General features: G+C 38.1%; 26 protein-coding genes. 1 reads left to right on the top strand and 25 read right to left on the bottom strand.

What is annotated here, in order from left to right; genetic code table 11:
- Positions 1-30: 30 nt before the first annotated feature.
- From hisC to B9N79_RS03055, 23 genes are all read right to left on the bottom strand, one after another.
- Positions 31-1,134 (bottom strand): histidinol-phosphate transaminase, encoded by a 1,104-nt coding sequence (gene hisC / locus B9N79_RS03165; RefSeq protein ID WP_040056715.1) that lies wholly within the window; start codon positions 1,132-1,134, stop codon positions 31-33.
- A gap of 5 nt (positions 1,135-1,139) precedes the next feature.
- Positions 1,140-1,958, bottom strand: coding sequence for a tryptophan synthase subunit alpha (gene trpA, locus B9N79_RS03160; RefSeq protein WP_019391689.1), 819 nt, complete (start codon positions 1,956-1,958; stop codon positions 1,140-1,142).
- Entirely contained in the window at positions 1,924-3,156 is a 1,233-nt protein-coding gene (gene trpB, locus B9N79_RS03155) for a tryptophan synthase subunit beta (protein ID WP_040056716.1), read from the bottom strand. The genes trpA and trpB overlap by 35 nt, the downstream gene beginning before the upstream one ends.
- Positions 3,146-3,772: a phosphoribosylanthranilate isomerase gene (locus B9N79_RS03150; RefSeq protein WP_046217817.1), complete on the bottom strand. Its 627-nt coding sequence runs from the start codon at positions 3,770-3,772 to the stop codon at positions 3,146-3,148. The genes trpB and B9N79_RS03150 overlap by 11 nt, the downstream gene beginning before the upstream one ends.
- Positions 3,762-4,529: an indole-3-glycerol phosphate synthase TrpC gene (trpC, locus tag B9N79_RS03145; protein ID WP_046217818.1), complete on the bottom strand. Its 768-nt coding sequence runs from the start codon at positions 4,527-4,529 to the stop codon at positions 3,762-3,764. The genes B9N79_RS03150 and trpC overlap by 11 nt, the downstream gene beginning before the upstream one ends.
- The gene (gene trpD / locus B9N79_RS03140) at positions 4,522-5,541 is read right to left on the bottom strand and encodes an anthranilate phosphoribosyltransferase (protein ID WP_046217819.1); all 1,020 of its coding nucleotides are present in this window, start codon (positions 5,539-5,541) and stop codon (positions 4,522-4,524) included. Before trpD ends, trpC begins: the two co-directional genes overlap by 8 nt.
- Positions 5,534-7,054, bottom strand: a complete 1,521-nt coding sequence (trpE, locus tag B9N79_RS03135; RefSeq protein ID WP_046217820.1) for an anthranilate synthase component I — start codon at positions 7,052-7,054, stop codon at positions 5,534-5,536. Before trpE ends, trpD begins: the two co-directional genes overlap by 8 nt.
- A 281-nt stretch (positions 7,055-7,335) precedes the next feature.
- The gene (gene aroB / locus B9N79_RS03130) at positions 7,336-8,409 is read right to left on the bottom strand and encodes a 3-dehydroquinate synthase (RefSeq protein ID WP_040056719.1); all 1,074 of its coding nucleotides are present in this window, start codon (positions 8,407-8,409) and stop codon (positions 7,336-7,338) included.
- Positions 8,409-9,581 (bottom strand): chorismate synthase, encoded by a 1,173-nt coding sequence (gene aroC, locus B9N79_RS03125; RefSeq protein WP_019391682.1) that lies wholly within the window; start codon positions 9,579-9,581, stop codon positions 8,409-8,411. Before aroC ends, aroB begins: the two co-directional genes overlap by 1 nt.
- A 131-nt stretch (positions 9,582-9,712) precedes the next feature.
- Positions 9,713-10,519: a CheR family methyltransferase gene (locus tag B9N79_RS03120; protein ID WP_040056720.1), complete on the bottom strand. Its 807-nt coding sequence runs from the start codon at positions 10,517-10,519 to the stop codon at positions 9,713-9,715.
- A 70-nt stretch (positions 10,520-10,589) separates the two neighbouring features.
- On the bottom strand, positions 10,590-11,042 hold the full coding sequence (gene ndk, locus B9N79_RS03115; RefSeq protein WP_019391681.1) for a nucleoside-diphosphate kinase: 453 nt from the start codon (positions 11,040-11,042) through the stop codon (positions 10,590-10,592).
- Positions 11,043-11,138: 96 nt separating this feature from the next.
- The gene (hepT, locus tag B9N79_RS03110) at positions 11,139-12,101 is read right to left on the bottom strand and encodes a heptaprenyl diphosphate synthase component II (RefSeq protein ID WP_019391680.1); all 963 of its coding nucleotides are present in this window, start codon (positions 12,099-12,101) and stop codon (positions 11,139-11,141) included.
- Between the two features lie 46 nt (positions 12,102-12,147).
- The gene (locus tag B9N79_RS03105) at positions 12,148-12,849 is read right to left on the bottom strand and encodes a demethylmenaquinone methyltransferase (protein ID WP_019391679.1); all 702 of its coding nucleotides are present in this window, start codon (positions 12,847-12,849) and stop codon (positions 12,148-12,150) included.
- Positions 12,836-13,642 carry a heptaprenyl diphosphate synthase component 1 gene (locus B9N79_RS03100; protein WP_048896870.1) on the bottom strand — a complete coding sequence of 269 codons (807 nt, stop codon included), beginning with the start codon at positions 13,640-13,642 and terminating at the stop codon, positions 12,836-12,838. The genes B9N79_RS03105 and B9N79_RS03100 overlap by 14 nt, the downstream gene beginning before the upstream one ends.
- A gap of 260 nt (positions 13,643-13,902) precedes the next feature.
- A complete protein-coding gene (gene mtrB / locus B9N79_RS03095) occupies positions 13,903-14,127 on the bottom strand; it encodes a trp RNA-binding attenuation protein MtrB (RefSeq protein ID WP_040056721.1) in 225 nt (74 codons plus the stop codon).
- Between the two features lie 21 nt (positions 14,128-14,148).
- Entirely contained in the window at positions 14,149-14,721 is a 573-nt protein-coding gene (gene folE / locus B9N79_RS03090) for a GTP cyclohydrolase I FolE (RefSeq protein ID WP_040056722.1), read from the bottom strand.
- 203 nt (positions 14,722-14,924) lie between these two features.
- Entirely contained in the window at positions 14,925-15,197 is a 273-nt protein-coding gene (locus B9N79_RS03085) for an HU family DNA-binding protein (protein ID WP_019391675.1), read from the bottom strand.
- A gap of 380 nt (positions 15,198-15,577) precedes the next feature.
- Entirely contained in the window at positions 15,578-17,056 is a 1,479-nt protein-coding gene (gene spoIVA / locus B9N79_RS03080; protein WP_019391674.1) for a stage IV sporulation protein A, read from the bottom strand.
- Positions 17,057-17,237: 181 nt separating this feature from the next.
- Positions 17,238-17,948 (bottom strand): hypothetical protein, encoded by a 711-nt coding sequence (locus tag B9N79_RS03075; protein ID WP_019391673.1) that lies wholly within the window; start codon positions 17,946-17,948, stop codon positions 17,238-17,240.
- Between the two features lie 40 nt (positions 17,949-17,988).
- On the bottom strand, positions 17,989-18,192 hold the full coding sequence (locus B9N79_RS03070) for a DUF2768 domain-containing protein (protein WP_019391672.1): 204 nt from the start codon (positions 18,190-18,192) through the stop codon (positions 17,989-17,991).
- A gap of 181 nt (positions 18,193-18,373) precedes the next feature.
- Positions 18,374-19,414 carry an NAD(P)H-dependent glycerol-3-phosphate dehydrogenase gene (locus B9N79_RS03065; protein WP_040056723.1) on the bottom strand — a complete coding sequence of 347 codons (1,041 nt, stop codon included), beginning with the start codon at positions 19,412-19,414 and terminating at the stop codon, positions 18,374-18,376.
- A 20-nt stretch (positions 19,415-19,434) separates the two neighbouring features.
- Entirely contained in the window at positions 19,435-20,745 is a 1,311-nt protein-coding gene (gene der / locus B9N79_RS03060) for a ribosome biogenesis GTPase Der (RefSeq protein WP_040056724.1), read from the bottom strand.
- 188 nt (positions 20,746-20,933) lie between these two features.
- On the bottom strand, positions 20,934-21,536 hold the full coding sequence (locus B9N79_RS03055) for a YphA family membrane protein (protein ID WP_019391669.1): 603 nt from the start codon (positions 21,534-21,536) through the stop codon (positions 20,934-20,936).
- A gap of 103 nt (positions 21,537-21,639) precedes the next feature.
- On the opposite strand from B9N79_RS03055, the gene B9N79_RS03050 reads away from it, so the two are divergent.
- Complete coding sequence (locus B9N79_RS03050; protein WP_019391668.1) at positions 21,640-21,774, top strand: YpzI family protein; 135 nt, start codon at positions 21,640-21,642, stop codon at positions 21,772-21,774.
- A 45-nt stretch (positions 21,775-21,819) separates the two neighbouring features.
- Here the strand turns inward: B9N79_RS03050 and fni are convergent, their stop codons facing one another.
- Positions 21,820-22,878, bottom strand: a complete 1,059-nt coding sequence (gene fni, locus B9N79_RS03045) for a type 2 isopentenyl-diphosphate Delta-isomerase (protein ID WP_040057045.1) — start codon at positions 22,876-22,878, stop codon at positions 21,820-21,822.
- A gap of 12 nt (positions 22,879-22,890) precedes the next feature.
- Positions 22,891-24,036: a 30S ribosomal protein S1 gene (rpsA, locus tag B9N79_RS03040; protein ID WP_040056725.1), complete on the bottom strand. Its 1,146-nt coding sequence runs from the start codon at positions 24,034-24,036 to the stop codon at positions 22,891-22,893.
- Positions 24,037-24,112 lie beyond the last annotated feature (76 nt).

Raw genomic sequence — 24,112 nt, 5'->3', positions numbered from 1 at the left:
ATCTTGGCCTTTCATTTTCATCTTTATCCGTTAGCTCTGCACTGCATGTTCTTGTAAGAACGTATGAAGGTGTTCCAAGATTTCCTTATTCTCCTCTTCTGATCCAACTGTGATACGAATAGAAGTTGGGAAACCAAGCGCATTTCCTGATCGAATGATAATACCTTTTTGAAGAAGATAGTTAAAAATAGCATCTCCTTCATAATGTTTAAAATCAATCAAAATAAAGTTGGTTTCTGAAGGATAATAAGAAAGCTTGTGCTCTTCACAGAAGTCATAATATTGTTGAAGACCCTTTGTATTTTTCTTTCGGCATTCTTCGATAAACGTTTGATCTTCAATTGAAGCGCAAGCAGCTGCCTGTGCTAAACGACTTGTATTAAAAGGCTCGCGCGCAGGCTCGATCTTTTGTAAAAGCTCCGTATTCGCTACTCCGTACCCGACGCGAAGGGCCGCAAGTCCGTAAGCTTTTGAAAACGTACGAAGGATAATTAAATTTTTATACTGACTTAAAAGTGGAATAGTTTCCGGATAGTCCAATGCTGTTGCATACTCATAGTATGCTTCATCAATGGCTACAAGCGTTGTCTCTGGGACGCGCTGTAAAAAAACGTGCAGACGATCTTTATTAACATACGTTCCAGTTGGATTATTTGGACTGCAAATCCACACAATTCGTGTTTCATCATCAATAGATTCAAGCATTTTATCTAAATCATGCTGACCGTCAACAAGGGGAACTTCTCGAATTTCGGCTCCCTCAATTACGGCATTATGCTTGTATTGAGAAAAAGTAGGTGTCGCCATCACTGTATTTGTATCTTTTGTTAAAAGTGAACGACAAAGAATTTGAATTACTTCATCTGAACCATTTCCAAACAAAATCTCTGTTTCTTTAACATTCAAGAAGTTTGCTACTGCTGTACGAAGCTCGCTCGCATAGCCATCTGGATAAAGCGTTAACTTTAAAGCTTCCTGTTTAATAGCTTCAACAGCTTTAGGTGAAGAACCATACGGGTTCTCATTTGATGCTAGTTTAATAACTTTCTCTAATCCAAATTCTTTTTTCACTTCCTCAATCGGTTTTCCCGGCTTATAAGGAGTTAGTGAAAGAAGCTGTTTTTTGACTTCCACGCTTTTTACACCTCACAAAGTGATATAGGAGAGATAATCTCTTCAATATAATTCTCAATAGTTGTTAAGGCTTCTCTCTTCTCCTCTTTGCTCCCCTTTAAAGCATCTTCTAGTTCTCCTACTTTGTGAACAAGTGCACTTCCAATAACAATTCCATCGCTATGATCAATAAGCAATTGCACTTGGTCAGCTTTAGAAATGCCAAACCCAACTGCTACAGGGACCTTTGCGTATCGTTTCACTTCATCTAAGAATTCATGCACATTTTCAGGAAGCTTATCTCTCACACCTGTTACACCAAGAGAAGATACACAGTACAAAAATCCATCAGCAGATGCAGCGATTTTTTGAATGCGATCTTTGGATGTTGGAGCAACCATAGAAATAAGAGCTACTTCATTCTCTTTTGATAGGGAACGAAGCTCTTCACTTTCTTCATATGGAAGATCTGGGAGAAGAAAACCATCAACTTGATTTTGTCGCATTAAAGCGAAAAAGTTTTTGTACCCCAATTGTAACACAGGATTAAAATAGGTAAAGAGGATAATCGGAATTTCAACGCCTCTTTCTCTCATTTTTGATACAAGTTTGATCGCTTTTGTAATAGTCATTCCTGATTTTAACGCTCTGCTTGAAGCTGCCTGAATCACAGGTCCATCTGCAAGAGGATCTGAGTATGGAACACCAAGTTCGAGCACTGAAGCTCCTACTTTCTGAAGACTGTATGCTAACTCAACTGTCGTTTCTTCTGTAGGATCTCCTGCTGTAATAAAGGGAATAAATAATTTTTTATGCTTTGGTAGTCTCTCTTTGAACGTGCTCATTGTCCATTTCCTCCTCTAATAAACGAATTAGTGAATTTACATCTTTGTCACCACGGCCTGATAAACATACAAGAATTGTTTCATCCTTTGATTTTAAAGGAGCAAGCCTGAAAGCTTCAGCAAGCGCATGTGATGATTCAATAGCAGGCATAATGCCTTCTGTTTTAGTTAAAAGTGTAAATGCATCAAGTGCTTCACGATCTGTTGCACTTTTATATTCGACTCTGTTGATGCTTGAAAGCAGTGCGTGTTCTGGTCCAACACCAGGATAGTCGAGCCCAGCTGAAATAGAATATGGTTCTGTAATCTGACCATGCTCGTCCTGCAGTAAGTTTGTGAGTGTGCCGTGTAAAACCCCTTTGCTTCCACGAGCCATCTTAGCTGAGTGAAGGCCTGAATCAAGCCCTTTTCCACCTGCTTCAACTCCAATTAATTTAACGTCTTCATCACCGATAAAGTCGTAGAACATTCCAATTGCATTGCTTCCGCCTCCAACACACGCAATCACAGTATGAGGCAAACGCCCTTCTTTTTCCGTAAATTGCTTTTTCGCTTCAATACCGATAATCTTCTGAAAGTCACGAACCATTTTTGGATAAGGGTGTGGTCCTGTTGCAGAGCCAAGTAAATAAAAGTGGTCTTCACAATGTGAAACCCAGAAACGGATGGCTTCACTTGTCGCATCTTTCAGGGTCTTTGTTCCTGAAGAAACGGGAATAACTTCTGCACCAAGAAGCTTCATTCTGAATACGTTCAGCTTTTGACGTTCAATGTCTTCCTCACCCATGAACACTTTGCATTCCATACCAAACTTAGCTGCAACGGTTGCTGTAGCAACGCCGTGCTGTCCTGCACCTGTCTCCGCAATAAGCTTGGTTTTCCCCATATACTTTGCAAGCAGTGCTTGACCAAGCGCATTATTAATTTTATGTGCTCCTGTATGATTCAAATCCTCACGCTTTAAATAGATTTTAGCTCCACCAAGCTTTTTAGTCACTTGATCTGCATACGTAAGAGCCGTTGGGCGACCTGAATATTCTTTTAACAAATTCGCATATTCTTCTTTGAAATTTTCATCTTCCATTGCTTTATCTAATGCTTCTTCAAGTTGCTCCAGAGGGTACATTAATGTTTCAGGTACATATTTCCCTCCATATTCTCCAAATCGGCCAAAACTGTCTGGGTAGCTATATTTCATTCTGCATCTTCCTTTCTAATTCCCTCATCAATGTTTTCGTTTTTTTTCCGTTCTCTTCAATCCCACTTGAGATATCAACAGCTTGTGGGCTATATGTTAAAAGATCTTCAATATTTCCCGGGCGGATTCCTCCCGCGATAAAGCACAGTTTTTGCAAATCCTCTGCTTTATTTGTATATTTCGGAATAGCGCTCCAGTCAAATGTCGTTCCTGTTCCGCCAAACGAACCTTTTACTTTTGCATCAATTACAAATCCGTCTACAGCCTCGCTATACAATATCATATTCTCTTCGGTGTCTCTATCATGAGGTAAAGCTTTCCATATTTCTTTCCCTGTTGCCTCTTTTATGCGAAAAAGGTCTTCCTTCGTTTCTTCTCCATGACATTGCACAACATCAAGTTTTGCTTTTTTCACTACTTTTTCGATTATGCTTAACTGTTCATTTACGAAAACACCTACTCTTTTTTTAGAAGAAACAGCCCATTTTTCAACATCTTCTGGTGAGACATAACGTTTACTCTTAGAAGTAAAAATAAACCCAACGTAATCACACATGCTTTCTGTTACAAGCTTCCATTCTCTATCATTCTTAACTCCACAATACTTAATTTTCATAAACTTCTTCACCAAATAAATCATAAATAGCTGTAGTTTGATCTTCTTGACGCATTAATGATTCACCTACAAGAATGGCATTTGCGCCCGCTTTTTTTACGGTTTGTACATCTTTATAAGTAAAAATCCCACTTTCACTTACCATGAGGCTTTCTTTAGGAACAAACTGACTGATTTCCTCTGTTTGCTGAAGCTTTGTTTGAAAGGTGTGCAAATTACGGTTGTTAATTCCGATAATTTCTGGTGTGAAAATAGTTAAAATGCCTTGAAGTACTTCCCTACTATGTACTTCGACTAAGCAATCTAAATGAAGTTCTTTTGCTTGTAAATACAATTCATACAGTTTTTCTGGACTCATCGCCTCACCAATGAGTAAAATAGCGTCTGCTCCAATGCGAGCGCTTTGCTCTACTTGAAGAGAGTCGATAATAAAGTCTTTTCGAAGAACAGGAATGGAGACTTCCTTCTTAATGTTTGTAAGATACGTATGATGACCTTTAAAATACGTTTCATCTGTTAAGACAGATAAGGCATTTGCCCCTCCTTTCACATATTGCTTTGCGATCTGAACAGGATTAAAACTTTCTTTAATCAATCCTTTTGAAGGAGAAGCTTTTTTCACTTCAGCAATCAATGAGACAGGACGTGCTTTATTTTGTAACGCTTGATAAAATGAAATCTTTTGAACATCCTCTTGCTGTCCTAACTGTATTTCTTTTAGCTCTTCTCGTTTCGTTTGTAAAATTTTCTCAAGCATGAAGGTTCACCTCTTTTGTCATATGTCTAAAATGTTGTTGAACGGTTTTACTTTTAATTGCTTCCTCTGTAATACGTACTCCCTCTTCGATAGACAGTGCTTTGCCACTTACATAGAGGGCTGCTGCTGTATTTAAAACAACCGCATTTACAGCCGTTGTCGGCGCTTTGTCGGCAAAAATATCTTGAATTAATCGAGCGCTCTCTTCCGCTGTTTCTACAACAATTTCCTCCTGAGTTCCACGTTGTAACCCAAAATCTTCAGGTTCAACTGTATAAGTAGAAATTTGACCTTCTTTTAGCTCGACAATGTCCGTTTTCGCACATGCGCTTATTTCATCAAGCCCATCCCTTCCTGTTACAAATAGAACATGATGGGGATTAAGCTTTTGAAGCGCTTTGGCAAGTTTTTGGGAAAGTTCAAAAGAGTACACCCCGATGACTTGTTTTAAACAATTAGCAGGGTTTGCCATTGGCCCTAAAGCATTAAATACAGTCCGAAATCCAAGCTCTTTACGAGTTGAAGCAACATTTTTCATTGCCGGATGATAAAAAGGAGCGAATAAAAAAGCCATGTTATAGTGTTCTAATTTTTCTTTTGCTTCTTCTTCTGTTAACCCAATATCAATACCGAGATACTCAAGCACATCAGCACTCCCGCTTTTAGAGGAAACAGCTCTATTGCCATGCTTTGCTACTTTCACCCCCAGAGAGGAAGCTGCGATGGCGCTTGCTGTTGAAATATTAAAGGTAGAAGCTCCATCTCCTCCTGTTCCGCACGTATCAACAGCATCGTGAAAAGAAGTTGAAAAAGGACGCATGTTCTCACGAAGTGCACGAACAAAGCCTGTTATTTCTTCAACCGTTTCGCCTCGATACGTTAAAATTGTTAAAAAGCTAGCAACTTGACTTTGTGATACATTCCCTTTCATAATGCCATCCATCACAAGCTGTGCTTCGCTTTCTGTTAAAAACCCACCGTTTAGACATTTTTTTAGGTATTCTTTAAACATGCAACTTCACTCCTTCTTTTCCGTAGATTTCTTCAGCTACGTTAATCGTATGAATAAGGGCGCTTGCTTTGTTTTTAGTTTCTTTATACTCCAGATCAGGCACTGAGTCATACACAACGCCAGCTCCTGCTTGAACATATGCATTTTTGTCTTTTAGGACAATCGTGCGAATCGCAATACATGAATCAATGTTTCCATCAAAATCAATGTAAGCGACTGTTCCTGCGTACACATTTCGTGCAACAGGCTCCATTTCATTGAGGATTTGCATAGCTCTAACCTTTGGAGCTCCTGATACTGTTCCAGCTGGAAAGGCAGCAAGAAGTGCTTGAATTGGGGAATATTTACGATCAAGCTCTCCTGTAACTTTTGAAATCATGTGCATAACGTGAGAGAATGTAACAACTTCCATTAATACTGGCGTTTGAACGCTTCCGTAGCGAGCAACGCGCCCAATGTCGTTTCGTGCTAAGTCAACAAGCATATAGTGTTCTGCACGCTCTTTCTCATCTTGAAGCATTTCTTTTTTCAACTTTTCTTCTTCTTCTTCTGTTCGTCCTCTTCTCCTTGTACCTGCTATTGGGTGAATTTCTAAGTGTCCGTTCACAACTTGAATAAGTCGTTCTGGAGAACTCCCGATAATTTCAGCATCTTCTAGCTTAATATAAAACAAGTATGGTGAAGGATTAACAAGACGCAGAATGCGATAGATTTCCAATCCTGATAGAGCCGTCTTCAATTTAAAGCGCTGTGATAAAACACCTTGAAAAATATCGCCGCTCCGAATATATTCTTTTAATTTTTCAACATCTTCTACAAACTTCTCTTTCGTATAGGAAGACTCGACAGAGCTAAAATCAACTTCTTTACGCTCAGCTGAAAAAATGATTGGCTCCGCTACGCGACAGTCCTTTCTAAGCTTTTCAACATAGAAACGAATTTTTGCTTCTCCGTTCTCATATAGCTCTTTTAACTTTTCTTCATCTTGCTCTTCATGTGTTTGAAGATAGTGAATAAGCGTCATCTTCTTATTTTTGTGATCATAAGCAGCGATTGTTTCACAAAAAGAAAAATGAACAGCAGGCATTCCTAAATCATTTTCTTTATGAACAGGAACCTTTTCAAAAAGAGATAGGGAGTCATAGCTTAAGAATCCGACGGCTCCTCCTTTAAATGGAAGCGGCATATCTGGAATCTTTGCTTTCACATATTCTTTTGCTAATTCAAATGCTTCATTTAAACAAGTAGAACTGCTTACTTTTGTGCCATCTGAGCGCTCTAAAAAGAAAGTGCCGTTTTGTTCTTTTAAATATAAAAAAGGATTAAGACCAATAAATGAATAGTTCGCCCATGGTGAGCCCTCATCGCTGCTCTCAAGCAAATAAATTGCTTCTTCTCCGAGACATTGAAAAAGATCAACTGGCATAACGTTATCCATTAAAAATGTTTTTGTAATTGGGATTGTTCGATAATTTAATGATGCTTGCAAAAAAGAAGTAAAATTAGTATTCATATGCTCATTCCTCCATATCGTAAGTGAAGAATGAGAACAGTGAGGTGGGTGATGATAAGAGGGATAATAAAAAAGCCCAAAGTCAAATAAGACTTTAGGCAAATAGACATTTTAATATACTACTACTCTTCTAACCTCTGCTCTGCTCTCTCTACACTCGTCTCATCTACCTAGTTTATATTCACTTATACTCAGCTCTACAATGTTTCCTTATACTCTCTAAAACTCTAACTTACAGAACATTCTAATACCTAGAATACTTGCTGTCAACCATTAAAACTCTATTTTAAAGTCTCAGACAATAGAGATAAAATGGTCTTCTCATCGACTTTCATTAATAAAGGTTCTCCAATTTGCTTTAAAAGAACCATGTTAATTTGGCCGTGCTGTGCCTTTTTATCAGCTTTCATCTTAGTTACAAGATTGTTCTTATCCAATCCTTGTGGAATATCTGTACGATATCCAAGCTTATGTAGCCACTCTTTAAATTCTTCAAGAGGAAATGTTGTATCAATAAGCTCTTTTCCAATTTCGAAAGCAAAGCACATCCCAATCACAACAGCTTCTCCATGAGTAATCTCCCCATATCCAAGCTCTGCTTCAATTGCATGCCCTAGCGTATGACCAAAATTCAAAAAGGCGCGAATACCCGTTTCTTTCTCATCGTTAGCTACAATTTCAGCTTTTACATTTATCCCTTCTTTAATAGACTGAATAAGCGTTTCTCCTTTTAAATCTTCAAAAGTAGACACACTAGATTTCAACCAATCATAGAAAGTCGTAGAATAAATAAGCGCATGTTTGATTACTTCTGCAAATCCTGAACGCCATTCTTTTTCACTTAGCGTTTCTAAAAGTGAAATATCATAAAAAACGGCTTCTGGCTGATGAAAAGCACCAATCATATTTTTGCCAAGCTCATGGTTAATCGCTACTTTTCCACCAACTGCGCTATCATGTGCAAGCAGTGTTGTTGGGACTTGAATAAACGGAATGCCACGCATATATGTTGCGGCAACAAATCCAGCTAAGTCACCGACAACTCCACCGCCAAATGCGATAATGAGTGATTGACGATCAAGACCGTGTTCAAGAGCAAATGTTTGAACATTATAAAAATGCTCAAACGATTTTGCTCCTTCTCCACTTGGCAAAATATACGAAAGAGCTTGATTAGGAAGCTCTTTCATCAGCGCCTTACCATGATGTTTATAAACCGCTTCATCTGAGATAACAAGGATGTTAGAAACTGACGGGCATACATCTTCAATGACGCTGTGTAAGTTTTCTAATATACGTTCACCAAAATAAACGGGATACTTTTTAGACGCTGTTTTTATCTGCAAGGATTCCATTAAAATTCTCCTGCATAGCTTTTTAAGCGATCGATATTTTCTTTAATAAGATCCATACGGTCATGACCAAATTGCTCTACAATTGCATTTGCTACTTCCCATGCTACAACAGCTTCTGCTACAACACTTGCTGCTGGAACTGCGCAGCTATCTGAACGCTCAATGCTTGCTGAAAAAGGCTCTTTCGTATCAATATCAACGCTTTGCAATGGCTTATAAAGCGTTGGGATTGGCTTCATTACACCGCGTACAACAAGAGGCATTCCAGTCGTCATTCCACCTTCTAGACCACCTAAGTTGTTGCTTCCTCTTGTATATCCTTCTTCTTCATTCCAAAGAATTTCATCATGAACTTTGCTTCCAGGTAAACGAGCTGCTTCGAAACCAATTCCAAACTCAACGCCTTTAAATGCGTTAATGCTAACAATCGCTGCAGCAATTTTAGAATCCAGTTTGCGATCGTATTGAACGTAGCTTCCAACACCTGGCGGAAGACCTTCAATAATTACTTCAACGATTCCACCAATAGAGTCTCCGTTTTCTTTTGCACTATCAATAGCGCTCATCATTTCCTGCTCTACACTTTGATCAAAGCAGCGCACAGGAGATTCATTTGTACGATCTTTCAGTTCGTTTAAATTTTTATATTGAGGAGGATTTGCTCGAACTCCGCCGATTTCTAGAACGTGTGATGCAACATTAATGCCTAATTCACTTAAAATCTTTTTCGCTACAGCTCCAGCTGCAACACGTACTGTTGTTTCACGAGCAGAAGAACGTTCAAGAACATTACGTAAATCACGGTGACCATATTTCATTCCACCAATAAGGTCAGCATGTCCTGGACGTGGACGCGTAATTTTTCTTTTTACTTCTTCCTTCTCTTCTTCTGAAATTTCTTCAATACCCATAATTTTAGTCCAATGCTTCCAGTCGTTGTTTTCAACAACAAGCGTAATCGGAGAGCCTAGCGTTGAAGCGTGACGAACACCACTTAAAATCTCTACTTCGTCTGTTTCAATCTGCATTCTTCGTCCGCGGCCATAGCCTTTTTGACGGCGTGCTAAGTCTTCATTGATATCTTCAGCCTTCAATGGAAGATTTGAAGGCACTCCTTCTAGAATTGTAGTTAGTTGGGGTCCATGCGACTCTCCAGCAGTTAAGTATCTCATCTTACTCCTCCGTCTATTATGTTTGTTTAATAAAAAATTTTCTGTTGTGTATGACTATAACACAAAAAAATGGATTGTGGAACGTAAACTTTAACGCTTTTAAGCTCTAAAGTATTTTCAATTTAAAATTATTAATGATTTTCAAGCTGTAGTCTGTCTTTTTTCTCTATTCTTTTCGATAAAAAAAAGGGGAGGGAACACGTTAACCCATAAGAGCCCGTATTAAAGATTTGTTCAGTGCTTCCAACGAACAAAACTCCTCCTTTTTTTAAGGATTGACTCATCTTTTCATATAGAGCATGCTTTGCTACATCTGTAAAATAAATAAAAACATTTCGACAAACAATAAGATCATAGTTATTCTGAAAAGGGTCTTGAAGAAGATCATGTTTTTTAAATACAACCGTATTTTTAATGTCTTCGCTAAGATAATAAAGTCCTTCTCTATACGTAAAATACTTTATTTTCATATGTAAGGGGAGTTCTTGTAGTTCTCTCTCTCCATAAACACCTTTTCTCGCTTTCTTTAACACTGTGTCATCAATGTCTGTTGCTAAAATACGAATATTTTTTAATGGTAAAAACTGAGCTAAGATCATTGCCATTGTATATGGCTCTTCACCTGTCGAACATGCTGCACACCAAATTTTTAAGGAGTGCTTTTTCTTAAGCATAGGTACTAAAATCTGCTCCTCCAGTTCAATCCATTTGCTTCTATTTCGATAAAATTCAGAAACATTGAGTGTAAAACGATCGAGGAACTCTTGTAAAAGCTCGTCTTTCTCGCATAATGCTCTATAAAAATCCATAAAAGAAGAAGCGTGACGTTTCTGATAAAGGGATGTTAGCCGTCTTTTCATTTGGGCTTCTTTGTATAGTGATAAATCAATCCTTGTTTTCTTTTTAATGTTTGATATAAACTGCTCGTAATCATTCACATTATTCATCCTTACTTCTTTACCAAATTAGCTTCATATCTCTTAGAATATAAAAAAAGCTAGCATAATGCTAGCCTTCATACACCCAATCATTTATTAGTTTCGTATAATTAACAAGCTCGCTTTCTTCAAAAAACAGCGAGATTTCTCGTGTAGCGCTTTCATTTGAATCTGAACCATGAACAACATTTTTAGCAACCTGCAAGCCGTAGTCTCCTCGAATTGTGCCAACCTCTGCTTCAGCAGGATTTGTCTTTCCTAGCATCTTTCTAGCAACTGTTACAGCATTTTCGCCTTCCCAAACCATCGCAAAAACAGGGGAAGATGTAATAAAGTCAACAAGTTCTCCAAAAAACGGCTTCTCTTTATGTTCTTTATAATGTTCTTTAGCTAAGTCTTCTGACACGTGCATAAGTTTTGCTCCAACTAATTGGAAACCCTTTTTTTCAAAACGTGTAACAACATCGCCAACAATATTACGCTGTACTCCATCAGGTTTTACCATAATAAATGTCTTTTCCATAATCTCCACCCTTTATGTACTTTATGAAAACGCAATCATCACAAGTGAATAATATCACTAATTCAGAATTTTTACAACAGTCGGGTGGAGAGTTTGTTAGAATTTTCTTTTTCCAATAAATTTTGCAATTCGGTTGTATGTGTTTTTCGCTTTACTTGGCGGAAGCTCATCAAGAACGGATAATGCTTTATCAAGATACAGGTCGCTAACTTTTGTTGCTTTCTCAATGGATCCTGATCTTTTCACATCCTCAATTATAGCTGTAATGCGGTCATGTTCCCCTGCAAAAAGCTTTTCAACCTGTTCTTTCATTTCAGGCATTTCTAAAGCATAAAACATAGGAAGCGTAATGTTTCCTTGGAGTAAATCGCTTCCTGCCGGCTTTCCAAGCTGTTTTTCGGAGGAAGTAAAGTCTAAAATATCGTCCGTAATTTGAAAAGACATGCCAACATAATAACCAAACCAGTATAAGCGTTCATGAATACTTTTGTCAGCTCCTGCTGCAATAGCTCCTAACTGACAGCTAACAGCGATAAGTAAAGCTGTTTTTCGCTTAATGCGGCGAAAATAAGTTCGAACATTTTGCTCTAAATCATACTTATCTTTAATTTGCTCAATCTCACCTAAACATACTTCTACAATAGCATGTGAGAGCACTTTATGAGCTTCAACATTCGGGATCTTCGTCATTAATTCCAAAGAGCGCCCAAGGATATAGTCCCCTGTATACATTGCAATTCGATTATCCCATTTGGCTTTAATTGTAGGCTGCCCGCGACGTACGTCTGAATCATCAACAACGTCATCGTGAACAAGAGATGCCATATGAATAAGTTCAAGTGCCATAGCTACATTCTTGATATTTTCGATATCATAGTCGCCAAACTTTGCTCCTAGCAATACAAAAACAGGACGAATTCGTTTTCCTCCTGCTTGTAAAAGCTGAAGAGAAGCCTCTGAAATAATGGACGTGTTTTCTTTTTCAATGGCTTCTTCTAGCTCTTTTTCAATTCGAGAAATATCTCCATGTAAAAAGGCATATATCATTTGTAATTTCATTCTTTTCACCTTTTAAACAAATTTCATCGAAATAGCGTTGATGATGTTATTTAATCCCCATATGCATTGCAGCAGCTCCGCCTGCATACCCTTTGACATTGATTTTCTCAAAACCCGCTTCTTCAAATAAACGCTTGAGGGCGCGACGATCTGGAAAATCTTTTGCTGATTCTTGAAGCCATGAATATTCTTCGTAGCTTTTAGCGAACAGCTTTCCAAAGAGCGGCATAATTCGCTTAAAATAAAAATAATAAAGCTGGCGATACCCAATTAACGTTGGCTGAGATGTTTCTAAACAAACTGCTTTGCCCCCTGGCTTCAATACACGGTGCATTTCTTTCAATACTTGTAAATAGTCAGGAACGTTTCTGAGACCAAAACCGATTGTGACATAGTCAAAGCTATTATCCTCAAAAGGTAGCTCCATTGCGTTACCATGAATAAGAGAAACATTAGTATACGGAGAAGCTTTTACTTTCTTCTCACCAATTGAAAGCATATTTTGACTAAAATCAAGACCTATTGCTTCCCCTTGTTCTCCGACAGCTTCAGCCATAGCAAGCGTCCAATCCGCTGTGCCACAGCAAACATCTAAAGAACGAGATCCTTTTTTTACATTCATGCGTTTCATCGTATCTTTTCGCCACAACTTATGCTGACGAAAACTAATGACCGAGTTCATCTGATCATAGTGTTCTGAGATGTTTTCGAATACTTTATGAACGCGTTCTTCTTTAGATTCTCGCATCGTTTACCCTTCTTCCCATACTCGTTTCATGAATTAAAAGTGATTTTATATATTTTTTCATTTCCTCACTTTTTGTAAGCTCGTCTCCATCAATAAGAGCGTTTCGATTCGTTTCTATATAGGAATCGAGCATTGCTATTCCTTCACGCTTATTAATCGAATTTCTTTTCATATATTTTTTAAACGTTTCTGTAAAAAGCGTTTTTTCATCATTCAGTAAGCATTGCTTCTCATATGAAAAGCGCTTTGTTAATAAGACATTTAAAAAGAGCTTTGTCCATTTCGGCTGCTCAAAGTATTCCGTTAGAGCTGTAAACACAGCAGTTTCAATTAATGTGAAGTGATCAATCATCTCTTCTAGCGTTTTGACTTCATTTCTATATAAAAACATCTTTGATATATTGGTTTTTTTAATTGCTGTAGCAAGACGCTGAATAAACATAATGTCACCTGCTTGAGAAAGCAGAAAATAGTACAAACCGCTATAATAATCTCCAGCGATTACTGTTAGCTGTCGTTCTTTTTCAGGCGCAGTTTCGCTAGGGATTTTTTGAGTGGAGACTAAGTCATGGGTGTCCAATGCAATTTGCACAAGCATAACGGACACAGCATGTGCATGCAACGGCTTTTCCGCTGTTGAAAACGGCTCTAGAAAAGAACATAAAAGCAACAGCTTATCTTCATCAATGCTCGGAGTTGAAATTATGTTCTTCATGTATTTATGTTGTAATTTATTTGTAAGCTGCTCTTTTACGTCCTCTATAAATTCCAAGATGTTGGACACATCAATCACCCTTTGTCTCCCTTTCATTATTCATTATTCTTTTCATAATCGTTCAAAATAGACAACGTCAATTATAACACAAGTTTTTCGTAAAAAAACGGTTAATTTCACAATGCTTTTCAAACGTTCTCGTTTTCAGAAAATAGATAGTATATATAAAGAAAAGCAGGAAACTTCCTGCTCATCTCTGCGTTTATTCCTAATTCTAGTCTAGGAAATATTCTACTTTTTTAAACAGATTTACGCTTGCTTGAGACATCATAATAAGCTTACTTTTTCGTCTCTGATTCCACTTCTCCATGTTGAGACTGGATAATCGCTTTTCCGCGAACTTTAATAGCTGACGTATGCTCTGTAAACTGAGCAATCATAACTTCACCTTTATCCAGTTTTTCTGAATGATGAAACCTCGTATCAGATCCTCTTGTTAATCCAATTACGTTTACTCCATCTTCCTCTGCTTTAATAACAATATATTCCGTTGGTTTTGACATACTCTTAGCTCCTCTCACTCTTTACGATTTAATTAATGATAGCACTTCAGCACGAGCAGCTGCATCTGATTCAAGTATACCTCTTACAGCTGAAGTAACCGTTTTTGAGCCTGGCTTCTTCACACCGCGCATCGTCATGCACATATGTTCTGCTTCGACAACGACCATAACACCGTGTGGATCTAATGATTCAACAATTGAGTTTGCAATTGTTGATGTGATACGTTCTTGAAGCTGAGGACGTTTCGCAACCGCTTCAACAGCGCGAGCAAGCTTGCTAAGACCTGTCACTCTTCCCCCACGCGGGATATAAGCGATATGGGCTTTTCCATAGAAAGGAACAAGGTGATGTTCACACATAGAGTAAAACGGAATATCTTTGACGAGTACAAGCTCTTCGTGATCTTCACCAAAAATTGTTTTGAAATGTTCTTTTGGATCTTCTTTTAGACCAGAAAAAACTTCTTCATACATTTTCGCAACGCGCTTTGGTGTATCAAGTAGTCCTTCTCTGTTTGGATCTTCTCCAATTGCTTCTAAAATGAGCCGAACCGCATGCTCAATTTGTTCTTTGTTAACATTCTGTTCTGACATAAAACTAGCCTCCATTATATTCGGTCAATGACGTTCAGTCGTCATTCATATTTATCATAAACTTTGCTTTATAGAAGCAAAGTTGGCTTTAAGAGGATAAAGAGATAATTCCAAACAAAATTCTAGCATACGGAACACCCAAAGGCAAAAAAGAAAGGTCGCCTATTAAGCGACCTTTCTAAGCTCTTGTTAATATGTAATGTTTATTTAACAGCATCTTTAAGAGCTTTACCTGGTTTGAACGCTGGTACTTTGCTCGCTGGAATTTCAATCTCATCCCCAGTTTGTGGATTACGACCTTTACGAGCAGCGCGCTCACGTACTTCAAAGTTACCAAAGCCAATAAGTTGAACTTTGTCACCTTCTTTTAACGCATCTAGAATTGTATCAAAAACAGCATCAACTGCTTTTGTAGCATCCTTCTTTGAAAGCTCGCTAGCTTCTGCAACTGCATTGATTAAATCTGTCTTATTCACGCTATTCACCTCCTCCCAAAAAGGATAATGAATCCATCGATCCCTTGCAAGAGATATCGTAACATTCCTAGTCCTTATTTCATTTCTTTACATATTACTCAAACTTTATACTTTAGAATCCTCTTGTTTCGTTAATATGCCTACATCATAAAGGATTCGTTAATAAAATGCAATGGTTTCACAACATGTTCCATTGACTTAGGCATATCTTGCTCGCTATGTCTTTTAAAAGATTAACATATCGCATATTGGTAATCAAGCGAAAAGTTATGAACAATGCTAGGTTTTCTCTATGAATAATCCAAAAGACTTAGCTCATTTTAAGAGATTCTTATTAAATCAACGCAAAAAAGAGAGGATATCCTCTCTTTTTTGTTAGTTTATAAAATAATCGCAATCAATCCACCAGAACCTTCGTTAATAATCCGTTCAAGCGTCTCCTTAAGCTTGTAACGCGCATTTTCAGGCATTAGAGAAAGCTTTGCTTGAATTCCCTCTCTCACAATAGAGCTTAAAGAGCGGCCGAAAATGTCTGAGTTCCAAATTGAGAGCGGATCATCCTCAAAGTCTTGCATAAGGTAGCGAACAAGCTCTTCACTTTGCTTTTCAGTTCCAATAATAGGAGAAAATTCAGACTCTACATCTACTTTAATCATATGAATAGATGGAGCTACTGCTTTCAAACGTACACCAAAGCGAGAGCCGTGTCTTGTAATTTCAGGTTCATCAAGACTCATATCCGCAAGTGATGGCGCCGCAATTCCGTAGCCTGTTTGCTTCACCATTCGAAGGGCATCTGAAACTTGGTCGTACTCGACTTTAGCATGAGCAAATTCCTGCATAAGTTCAAGAAGATGATCACGCCCTCTGATTTCTACGCCAACAACTTCTTTTAAAATTTGGTCATACAAGTCATCTGGCGCAAAGAGGTCAATTTCAGCAATCCCTTGCCCCATATCAATCCCTGCTAATCTTGCTTCATCAATGAACTCATACTCTGAAAATAAGTCAACAACTCGGTCAACATCCCGAAGTCTCTTAATATCTTTGACCGTTTCTTGAACAGCTTCTTGATAGTTTTCACGGAGCCAATGTTCATCTTTTAATACCATAACCCAGCTTGGTAGATTCACGTTTACTTCTAGCACTGGGAATTCGAAAAGTGCTTCACGTAGCACATTGTGGACGTCTTGATCTCTCATGCTTTCAACACTCATAGCAAGCACTGGAATATCGTATTTCTCAATTAGATTTTGACGAAGCTTCTCTGTATCAGGATGAAATGGCTGCACAGAGTTAATGACCATAATAAATGGTTTCCCTACTTCTTTCAGCTCCGCAATAACGCGCTCTTCTGCTTCAATATAGTCAGCTCGAGGTATCTCCCCAATCGTTCCATCTGTTGCAATAACAACGCCGATTGTAGAGTGTTCTTGAATGACTTTTCTCGTTCCAATTTCCGCAGCTTCATGAAATGGAATTGGTTCTTCATACCATGGTGTATTAATCATTCTCGGCCCATTTTCATCTTCATATCCCTTTGCTCCTGGGACTGTATATCCTACACAGTCAACAAGGCGAATATTTACATCCAGCCCTTCGTCAACTTCCACATTTACAGCTTGATTTGGAACAAATTTGGGCTCAGTTGTCATGATTGTCTTCCCTGCTGCACTTTGCGGCAGTTCATCTTGCGCACGAGCTCTCTCACCTTCATCCGCCATGTTTGGAAGTACAACAAGTTCCATAAATTTTTTAATAAATGTTGATTTCCCTGTTCTTACAGCCCCAACGACTCCGAGATAAATATCTCCACCTGTACGTTCCGCGATATCTTTGAAAACATCAACCTTTTCCAAAAGATCCCCCTCCGATCTATGAGTTCATAACCTATATAATGCCTAGAACACTATATACTTATGATGTTGTCCTATTAAAATATGACTAGCTTAAAAGAAAAAGATTTGTCTATCCTTTTATATGAAAAAGGTTAAAAACCCCTTCCCTTCAATATGTATTCGAAGAGAAGAGGTTCATGACTTAATTTTGGAGAATTAGAGGTTCTCCCTTATTGTTCACAGTATAAGAAGGGGAAAAAATAGGTACAAAAGGAGAGTTTTCAACAAGAACCTCTCTTATATCATCTCCTTTTTTATAGCTTTTTTCTGTCTTCTGCAATGCTCGATACAAATCTTCTGAGTAATCTACAAAAAGCTCAGCTTTTCCGTTGACTAATACGGGCAGTGTTTGGCCACTGTAGGGACTTTGTACGGTGATTTTATGCTCATAGCCGAGTTTTTTGTAATCAAGCGTGTAAAATCCACCTCCTGCTTCTTGTGCATATGGAGGAGAGCCATGCTTCTGTCTATAAGCGTCTAATCGAATGTGAATATCATGGATTTTTTGAGACACAGAAACATCAATTAATTTTACTGTTGGATCTTCTTCAGGAGAAACAAGCACATAAGAATATACTCCTCCTGCTTCATAAGAGTTTCCTGGCACATCTTCGAGATAAGCAGGGATAAGCTTATTAAATTCTATAGGATACTTCTGATATAAAGGCGTGTTCATATCTCTTGTCTTAATAGGAACAATGCCTCCCTTATCTTCTCTGAATTGATCAACAGCTGTCTGAACAGCATTAAGCTGGGCCTCATATGGAACTTTGTTTTCTTTTAATCTTTCTTCAGGATATAAACAGCCTGTTAATAGAAAGAGAATACATAAAAGAGCGCTAGCCTTTTTCATGAAAAAACCTACCTTATCACCTATTATGTAAGCAAATATATTACTTTTGGACAGGTCCGCTGAATACAACAAGCATAATAATAAGACCTGCTATAACCATGAAAAGATATGCAAAAGTAGCAGTAAGCCCTTTTAGAAATCTTCTTTTAAGCTTAAATCTGCTCACGTAAATAAAGAATACGGAAAAGAACATAAAAGCAATTGCTCCAAAGGCAATCCACATTTTCATCAATCCTTCTGACATTCTTTTCAGCTCCTTTTCCTTCTTAATACTTTAACTATATAGTTCTTGTTTTTTTTTCATACACCTTTAATTTTTTAGTTTCTATTACAAAAAGTAAAAAAGCCTTGGACAACATATTGTCATCCAAGACTTTTTATCTCTAAAACAAAAGTGGATAATAGAAATTTCTTTCTATCTCCTATTAGATACCTCTATCATCTAAAATATTTGTTAAATCTTCCATTTCATGCGTTTTTGTTCTCCCCATAAGGTCGTCAACAGCACTCTTCGCATCAACGTCATTGAACAAAATGTTATAAATAGCCTCTGTTATCGGCATTTGTACGCCAAGCTTTGAGGAGAGCTGGTAAGCTGCTTTGGCAGTACGTACGCCTTCCACAACCATTCCCATATTACCCAATACAGATTGCAAGCTTTGCCCTTTTCCAAGCAAATTGCCAGCACGCCAGTTTCTAGAATGTACGCTTGTACACGTAACAATTAAATCTCCGATTCCAGTTAATCCAGAAAACGTCAGCGGATTAGCTCCCATCGCGCAACCTAAACGAGAGATTTCAGCTAGTCCTCTTGTAATAAGAGCAGCTTTTGCGTTATCTCCATAGCCAAGGCCATCGCTAATTCCAGCGCCAAGAGCGATAATATTTTTCAGCGCTCCGCCAATTTCGACTCCTACAACATCCGGATTTGTGTAAACGCGAAAATATTGGTCATTAATGAATAAATCTTGAATTCTTTCTGCTTCTTCCATATTGGTAGAAGAAACGGTTACAGTTGTTGGCTGTTTCTGGCTCACTTCTTCAGCATGACTTGGACCTGATAATACAACAACATCTTTAAGTACCGAATGATTCCCAAACTCTTCTTCAATCATTTCAGAAATACGCATATGTGTGTCAGGTTCAATACCTTTGCTGACGTGAACAATCGTATACATACCGTTTGTTAATTTAATGCTTTGACATACTTCTCGAATTGCTTTTGTTGGAACGGCTAAAATAATTGTATCTAACCCTTCAATAGCTTTCTCCAATGAAGCTTCTCCATAGATGTTTTCAGGAAGCATAACTCCAGGCAAATACTTTTCGTTTGTATGACATTCGTTAATTTCCTTTACTGTTGCCTCACGATGCCCCCATAAACGAACATGATGTCCATTATCTGCTAAAACGATAGCAAGAGCTGTTCCCCAGCTTCCTGCTCCTAAAACTGCAATATTTGACAATTTTCCCACGCCTCCACTCTCTAGTTTCGTTGTCGTGCAAAAATACGAATTGGCGTTCCTTCAAAGCCAAATGCTTCGCGAATTTTATTTTCTAAGAAACGCTGATATGAGAAATGCATCAGCTCTGGTTCATTTACAAATACAACAAATGACGGTGGCTTAACCGCAACTTGTGTTGCATAAAAAATCTTTAATCGTTTTCCGTTATGCGTTGGCGTTGGGTTCATCGCCACAGCATCCATAATAATGTCGTTCAATACGTTTGTTTGAACACGCATTGCGTGATTTTCACTTGCTGTTTGAACAACAGGTAAAAGAGTATGAACGCGCTTTTTCGTTTTCGCTGATAAGAATACAATTGGTGCATAGCTTAAGAATTGGAAGTGATCACGCACTTTCTCTTCAAATTCCTTCATTGTTTTCTCATCTTTCTCAACTGCGTCCCATTTGTTCACAACAATAATAATAGCTTTACCTGCTTCATGTGCATAGCCTGCGACACGTTTGTCTTGTTCAATAATGCCTTCTTCTCCGTCTAACACAACAAGAACAACGTCAGAGCGTTCAATTGCTCTTAAAGCACGCAGTACACTATATTTTTCGGTACTTTCATATACTTTTCCTTTCTTTCGCATTCCAGCTGTATCAATAATTACGTATTCTTGATCATCTTTTGTAAGTTTGCTGTCAATTGCATCACGTGTTGTACCTGCGATATTACTTACAATAACACGCTCTTCTCCTAAAATGGCATTCACAAGTGAAGATTTCCCTACATTTGGACGACCAATTAATGAAAACTTAATAACTTCATCGCCGTATTCTTCGTCTTCATCTTTCGGAAAATGACGAGCAGCCTCATCAAGCAAATCTCCAAGCCCTAACCCATGTGAACCTGAAATTGGGAATGGTTCTCCAAATCCAAGAGAATAAAAATCATAAATAAGCTCTTTCATTTGTGGATTATCAATTTTGTTAACGCCAAGTACAACTGGAGTTTTCGTACGATATAAAATTTTAGCTACTTCTTCATCAGCTGCTGTAATGCCTTCACGACCGTTTGTTAGGAAAATAATAACGTCCGCTTCATCCATTGCAAGTTCAGCTTGCTGACGAATTTGCGTCATAAACGGCTCATCGCTAAGCTCAATTCCGCCTGTATCAATAATATTAAAGTCTTTGTTCAGCCATTCAGCAGAACTATAAATACGGTCTCTTGTTACTCCTGGAACGTCTTCTACAATCGACACACGCTCACCGACAATACGATTAAAAATAGTCGATTTTCCGACGTTTGGACGACCTACAATTGCAATAACTGGTTTTGCCATAACTTTGTCTCCTTCATTTGTTCATCATCTAAACGCGATACTTTTTCTTTTAACCATCGCTATGATTTTTTATTTCAAATTTGTCTCATTTCATTTTTCAAATGTTCCGTTTTAAAAAATAAAGGACCCTTTTATTTAATAAGGGTTTTTAACCTTGTTATTTTATCAAAAACCATCATTATGAACAACTACCCTTTTTTGAAAAAGGAAGATGGTCTTTCCTTTAAACGAACAAAACTAATATAATAAAATGCTTTTTTCATGCTCTCCCATAAAAAAAGGGCAAGTGTTACAGCAGCTATTAAGCTTAAAAACGCTTCATCCCCGACTTCAGGCTTTATCCCTATTTTTCCTAACACAAGGGAGAGAAGTGCTTCTCCTACACAAGCTCCATTAATAAAGTGCCACTGCCTCGCTCGATGTGGGGCAACGACAACGCATGTAATGAGGAACATACAAGCGCTCAGAAGCCATAAGTAATCTCCAATGATCCAAACGGGGTCATAAAGAGTAAACAAATAAAAGCCGCCATAAAATAGAGCAATTATGAGTGTGTATATCCAGCTTATCATATAGTTTGTTTGCTTTTTGTAAGGAATGAAAGAACTGATGAACAAAACAAGATACGCTACATTAATCTTCCAAATCTCAAAAGAAATAAACGTTGTAGAAAAAATAAGCAACAGTAAAATAAGAGCACTTAAATATGTTCTTTCTCTTGTTTTTTCCATAAAAAAAGTCAGTAAAACCCACCATATCCAAGAGAACCAATAAAAATAAAGGACATCCATCCACTAACCTCCCAACATCTCCATTATGTGTAAAAACCATTCAAAATAATCGTATAGGAAGAAAACTGAGCGGGAATCCTAACTTACTAAAGGAGGGGTAAGAGTGGGAAAAGACCGTCAAGAAAAAAAGCTACGAGAGTCTAAACGTGTGGAGTCTGACCGTGATCAGGGTCTTCATTACAAGGGAGCAACCCATATGCAAAGCCCTGAAGAAGCAAGACAAATTAATAAACGCTAAAAAAAGGCTTGAGTATCATCATACTCAAGCCTCCTTTGTTGTTGCTTACCTCTTCGTGCGAGTTCCGTATTTGTTCAAATCAATTCCACGTGAAGATAACCAATGATGTGTATCACCGCTAATAACGAGCGGAACCTTTTTTAAATCCTCCACAGTTCGGCAACCAAGAGCCGCCATAATAATTTTCATTTCGTCTTGAATTGTCCAAAGTTCTTCTAAAAGACCTTCCATTCCTTTACCGCTTAGAACTCGAAGGAGCGTCCCTGCCATTCCTACCGCATTTGCACCAATACTTAGCGCTTTCACGGCATCTACACCAGATTGAATTCCACCTGAACCAATTGTGGATATGTATGGATGTTTATTGTTTACTTCTATTAAAGATGCTGCTGTTGTAATTCCCCAACTATTAAAAAATTCATAGTGACGGTCGCGTCGCTCATTTTCAATTTTGGAGAAGTTTGTTCCCCCGTATCCACTTACATCTACAATGGAAACACCAACAGTTGAAAGTTTTTCAACTGTTTCATGGCTCATTCCAAATCCTACTTCTTTTACGACAACGGGGACGCCAACTTCTTCCACGATTCGTTCGATTCGTTCAAGTGCTTGCTTAAAATCCCGATCGCCTTCTGGCATGACAAGCTCTTGAATAACGTTAAGATGAATCTGAAAAGCATCGGCATCAATCATCTCAACAGCTCTTTTTGCTTGTTCTACTGTAGCTTCACTTCCAAGGTTCGCAAGAATAATACCATCCGGATTACAGCGTCTTACCACTTCGTATGTTGCCGCTTCCTCGCTATTTTTAATTGCCGCCATTTGGGAACCAACAGCCATGGCAACACCCGTTTCAGCAGCTGCTTTTGCTAAACTTCCATTTATTTGTTCTGTTTCACGTCCGCCGCCACCTGTCATCGCATTGATAAAAATTGGCGAACTTAAGAAAAGCTCGCCAATTTTTGTAGAAATATCAATTTCATCAACAGATGTATTGGGTAAACTATTGTGAACAAATCTTATATCTTCAAACCCATGTTTTCGTTCTTGCCCTGTTGAAAGAGCATGGTTAATATGATCAATCTTTCGTTGTGCTCTGCTCACAATCATCACCATTTATCTCAGTTTTTTTAGCTGATCTCCAATCATTTCTCCAAGTTGGAAACCTGTTGATTCTTCTTTTTTCTCATACTGACTATAGTCTTCTTTTTGTGCACCTTTTCCTTCTTCAAGTTCACGGATACTTAGTGACAAACGTCTTTCATTCTCGTTCACATCTAAAACTTTCACCTTAACAGCTTCGCCTTCTGATAAAACTTCATGTGGTGTACCGATATGCTGGTTTGAAATATGAGAAATATGCACAAGGCCTTCTACACCAGGCTCAACTTCTACAAATGCTCCAAAGGAAACAAGGCGATTCACTTTTCCTTCTAAGACATCTCCTTGTTTAATACGGTCACTAATGTTTGACCAAGGTCCTTCAAGCGTATCCTTAATAGAAAGTGAAATACGAGAATTTTCTTTATCAACAGACAATACTTTAACGTTTACTTTATCACCTTCTGTAACAACATCAGATGGTTTTTCAACATGAGTATGTGAAAGCTGTGAAATGTGTACAAGGCCGTCAACGCCACCGATATCTACAAACGCACCAAAATCTGTTAAGCGTTGTACTGTCCCCTCAAGAACTTGCCCTTCTTCAAGAGAATGAAGAAGCTCTTGCTTTTTCGCTACTTCCTGCTCTTCTGCAACAGCACGATGTGAAAGAATAACGCGGTTTTTCTCGCGATCAAGCTCCATCACTTTTACGCTCATCGTTTTTCCTTTATAATCTTCAAAGTCTTCTACAAAATAGGTTTCTACTAAAGAAGCTGGAATAAAGCCTCGCACGCCGATATCAACAACAAGGCCACCTTTGACAATGTCTTTTACTTCAACGTCAAACACTTCTTTTGATTCTAATTTTTCTTCTAAATCGTTCCATGCTTTATCTGCATCAACAGCACGTTTTGATAAAATTAAAGCTTCATCTTCTACTTTAAGAATCTTTGCCTCAATTTTCGCGCCAACTTCGATCACATCTTCCGCTTTTTCAATATGTAAGCTTGACAGCTCACTAATTGGAATAATGCCATCTACTTTGCTGTTTTCAACTTCTACAAAAACTTGCTTTTCTTCTACTTTTGAAACGGTTCCAGTAACTGTTGCACCCACTTCTAGGTTGTTAATTTCTACACTATTCATATCTTCTACCATTGCCTTAACCTCCTTAGTTGACCAACAACTTACTTATTTAAAAGTTTGAATTTATACTGTCTTCTCGCTAATCTAC

This window comes from Priestia filamentosa (genome assembly GCF_900177535.1).
GTDB classification, from domain to species: domain Bacteria; phylum Bacillota; class Bacilli; order Bacillales; family Bacillaceae_H; genus Bacillus_I; species Bacillus_I filamentosa.
The sequence above is the reverse complement of the archived record's forward strand: the minus strand, read 5'-3'. Positions and strand labels throughout refer to the sequence as shown.

Excerpts from the sequence above, each read along its gene's own strand:
- B9N79_RS03075 (WP_019391673.1), bottom strand. The coding sequence starts at position 17,948 with ATGAAAAAGGCTAGCGCTCTTTTATGTATTCTCTTTCTATTAACAGGC.
- rpsA (WP_040056725.1), bottom strand. The coding sequence starts at position 24,036 with ATGGTAGAAGATATGAATAGTGTAGAAATTAACAACCTAGAAGTGGGT.
- trpA (WP_019391689.1), bottom strand. The coding sequence starts at position 1,958 with ATGAGCACGTTCAAAGAGAGACTACCAAAGCATAAAAAATTATTTATT.
- folE (WP_040056722.1), bottom strand. The coding sequence starts at position 14,721 with ATGTCAGAACAGAATGTTAACAAAGAACAAATTGAGCATGCGGTTCGG.
- ndk (WP_019391681.1), bottom strand. The coding sequence starts at position 11,042 with ATGGAAAAGACATTTATTATGGTAAAACCTGATGGAGTACAGCGTAAT.
- trpB (WP_040056716.1), bottom strand. The coding sequence starts at position 3,156 with ATGAAATATAGCTACCCAGACAGTTTTGGCCGATTTGGAGAATATGGA.
- mtrB (WP_040056721.1), bottom strand. The coding sequence starts at position 14,127 with ATGTCAAAACCAACGGAATATATTGTTATTAAAGCAGAGGAAGATGGA.
- trpD (WP_046217819.1), bottom strand. The coding sequence starts at position 5,541 with ATGTTTAAAGAATACCTAAAAAAATGTCTAAACGGTGGGTTTTTAACA.
- B9N79_RS03070 (WP_019391672.1), bottom strand. The coding sequence starts at position 18,192 with ATGTCAGAAGGATTGATGAAAATGTGGATTGCCTTTGGAGCAATTGCT.
- aroC (WP_019391682.1), bottom strand. The coding sequence starts at position 9,581 with ATGAGATACTTAACTGCTGGAGAGTCGCATGGACCCCAACTAACTACA.
- aroB (WP_040056719.1), bottom strand. The coding sequence starts at position 8,409 with ATGGAATCCTTGCAGATAAAAACAGCGTCTAAAAAGTATCCCGTTTAT.
- trpE (WP_046217820.1), bottom strand. The coding sequence starts at position 7,054 with ATGAATACTAATTTTACTTCTTTTTTGCAAGCATCATTAAATTATCGA.
- der (WP_040056724.1), bottom strand. The coding sequence starts at position 20,745 with ATGGCAAAACCAGTTATTGCAATTGTAGGTCGTCCAAACGTCGGAAAA.
- B9N79_RS03150 (WP_046217817.1), bottom strand. The coding sequence starts at position 3,772 with ATGAAAATTAAGTATTGTGGAGTTAAGAATGATAGAGAATGGAAGCTT.
- hepT (WP_019391680.1), bottom strand. The coding sequence starts at position 12,101 with ATGAAATTACAAATGATATATGCCTTTTTACATGGAGATATTTCTCGA.
- trpC (WP_046217818.1), bottom strand. The coding sequence starts at position 4,529 with ATGCTTGAGAAAATTTTACAAACGAAACGAGAAGAGCTAAAAGAAATA.
- B9N79_RS03055 (WP_019391669.1), bottom strand. The coding sequence starts at position 21,536 with ATGGATGTCCTTTATTTTTATTGGTTCTCTTGGATATGGTGGGTTTTA.
- B9N79_RS03105 (WP_019391679.1), bottom strand. The coding sequence starts at position 12,849 with ATGCGAGAATCTAAAGAAGAACGCGTTCATAAAGTATTCGAAAACATC.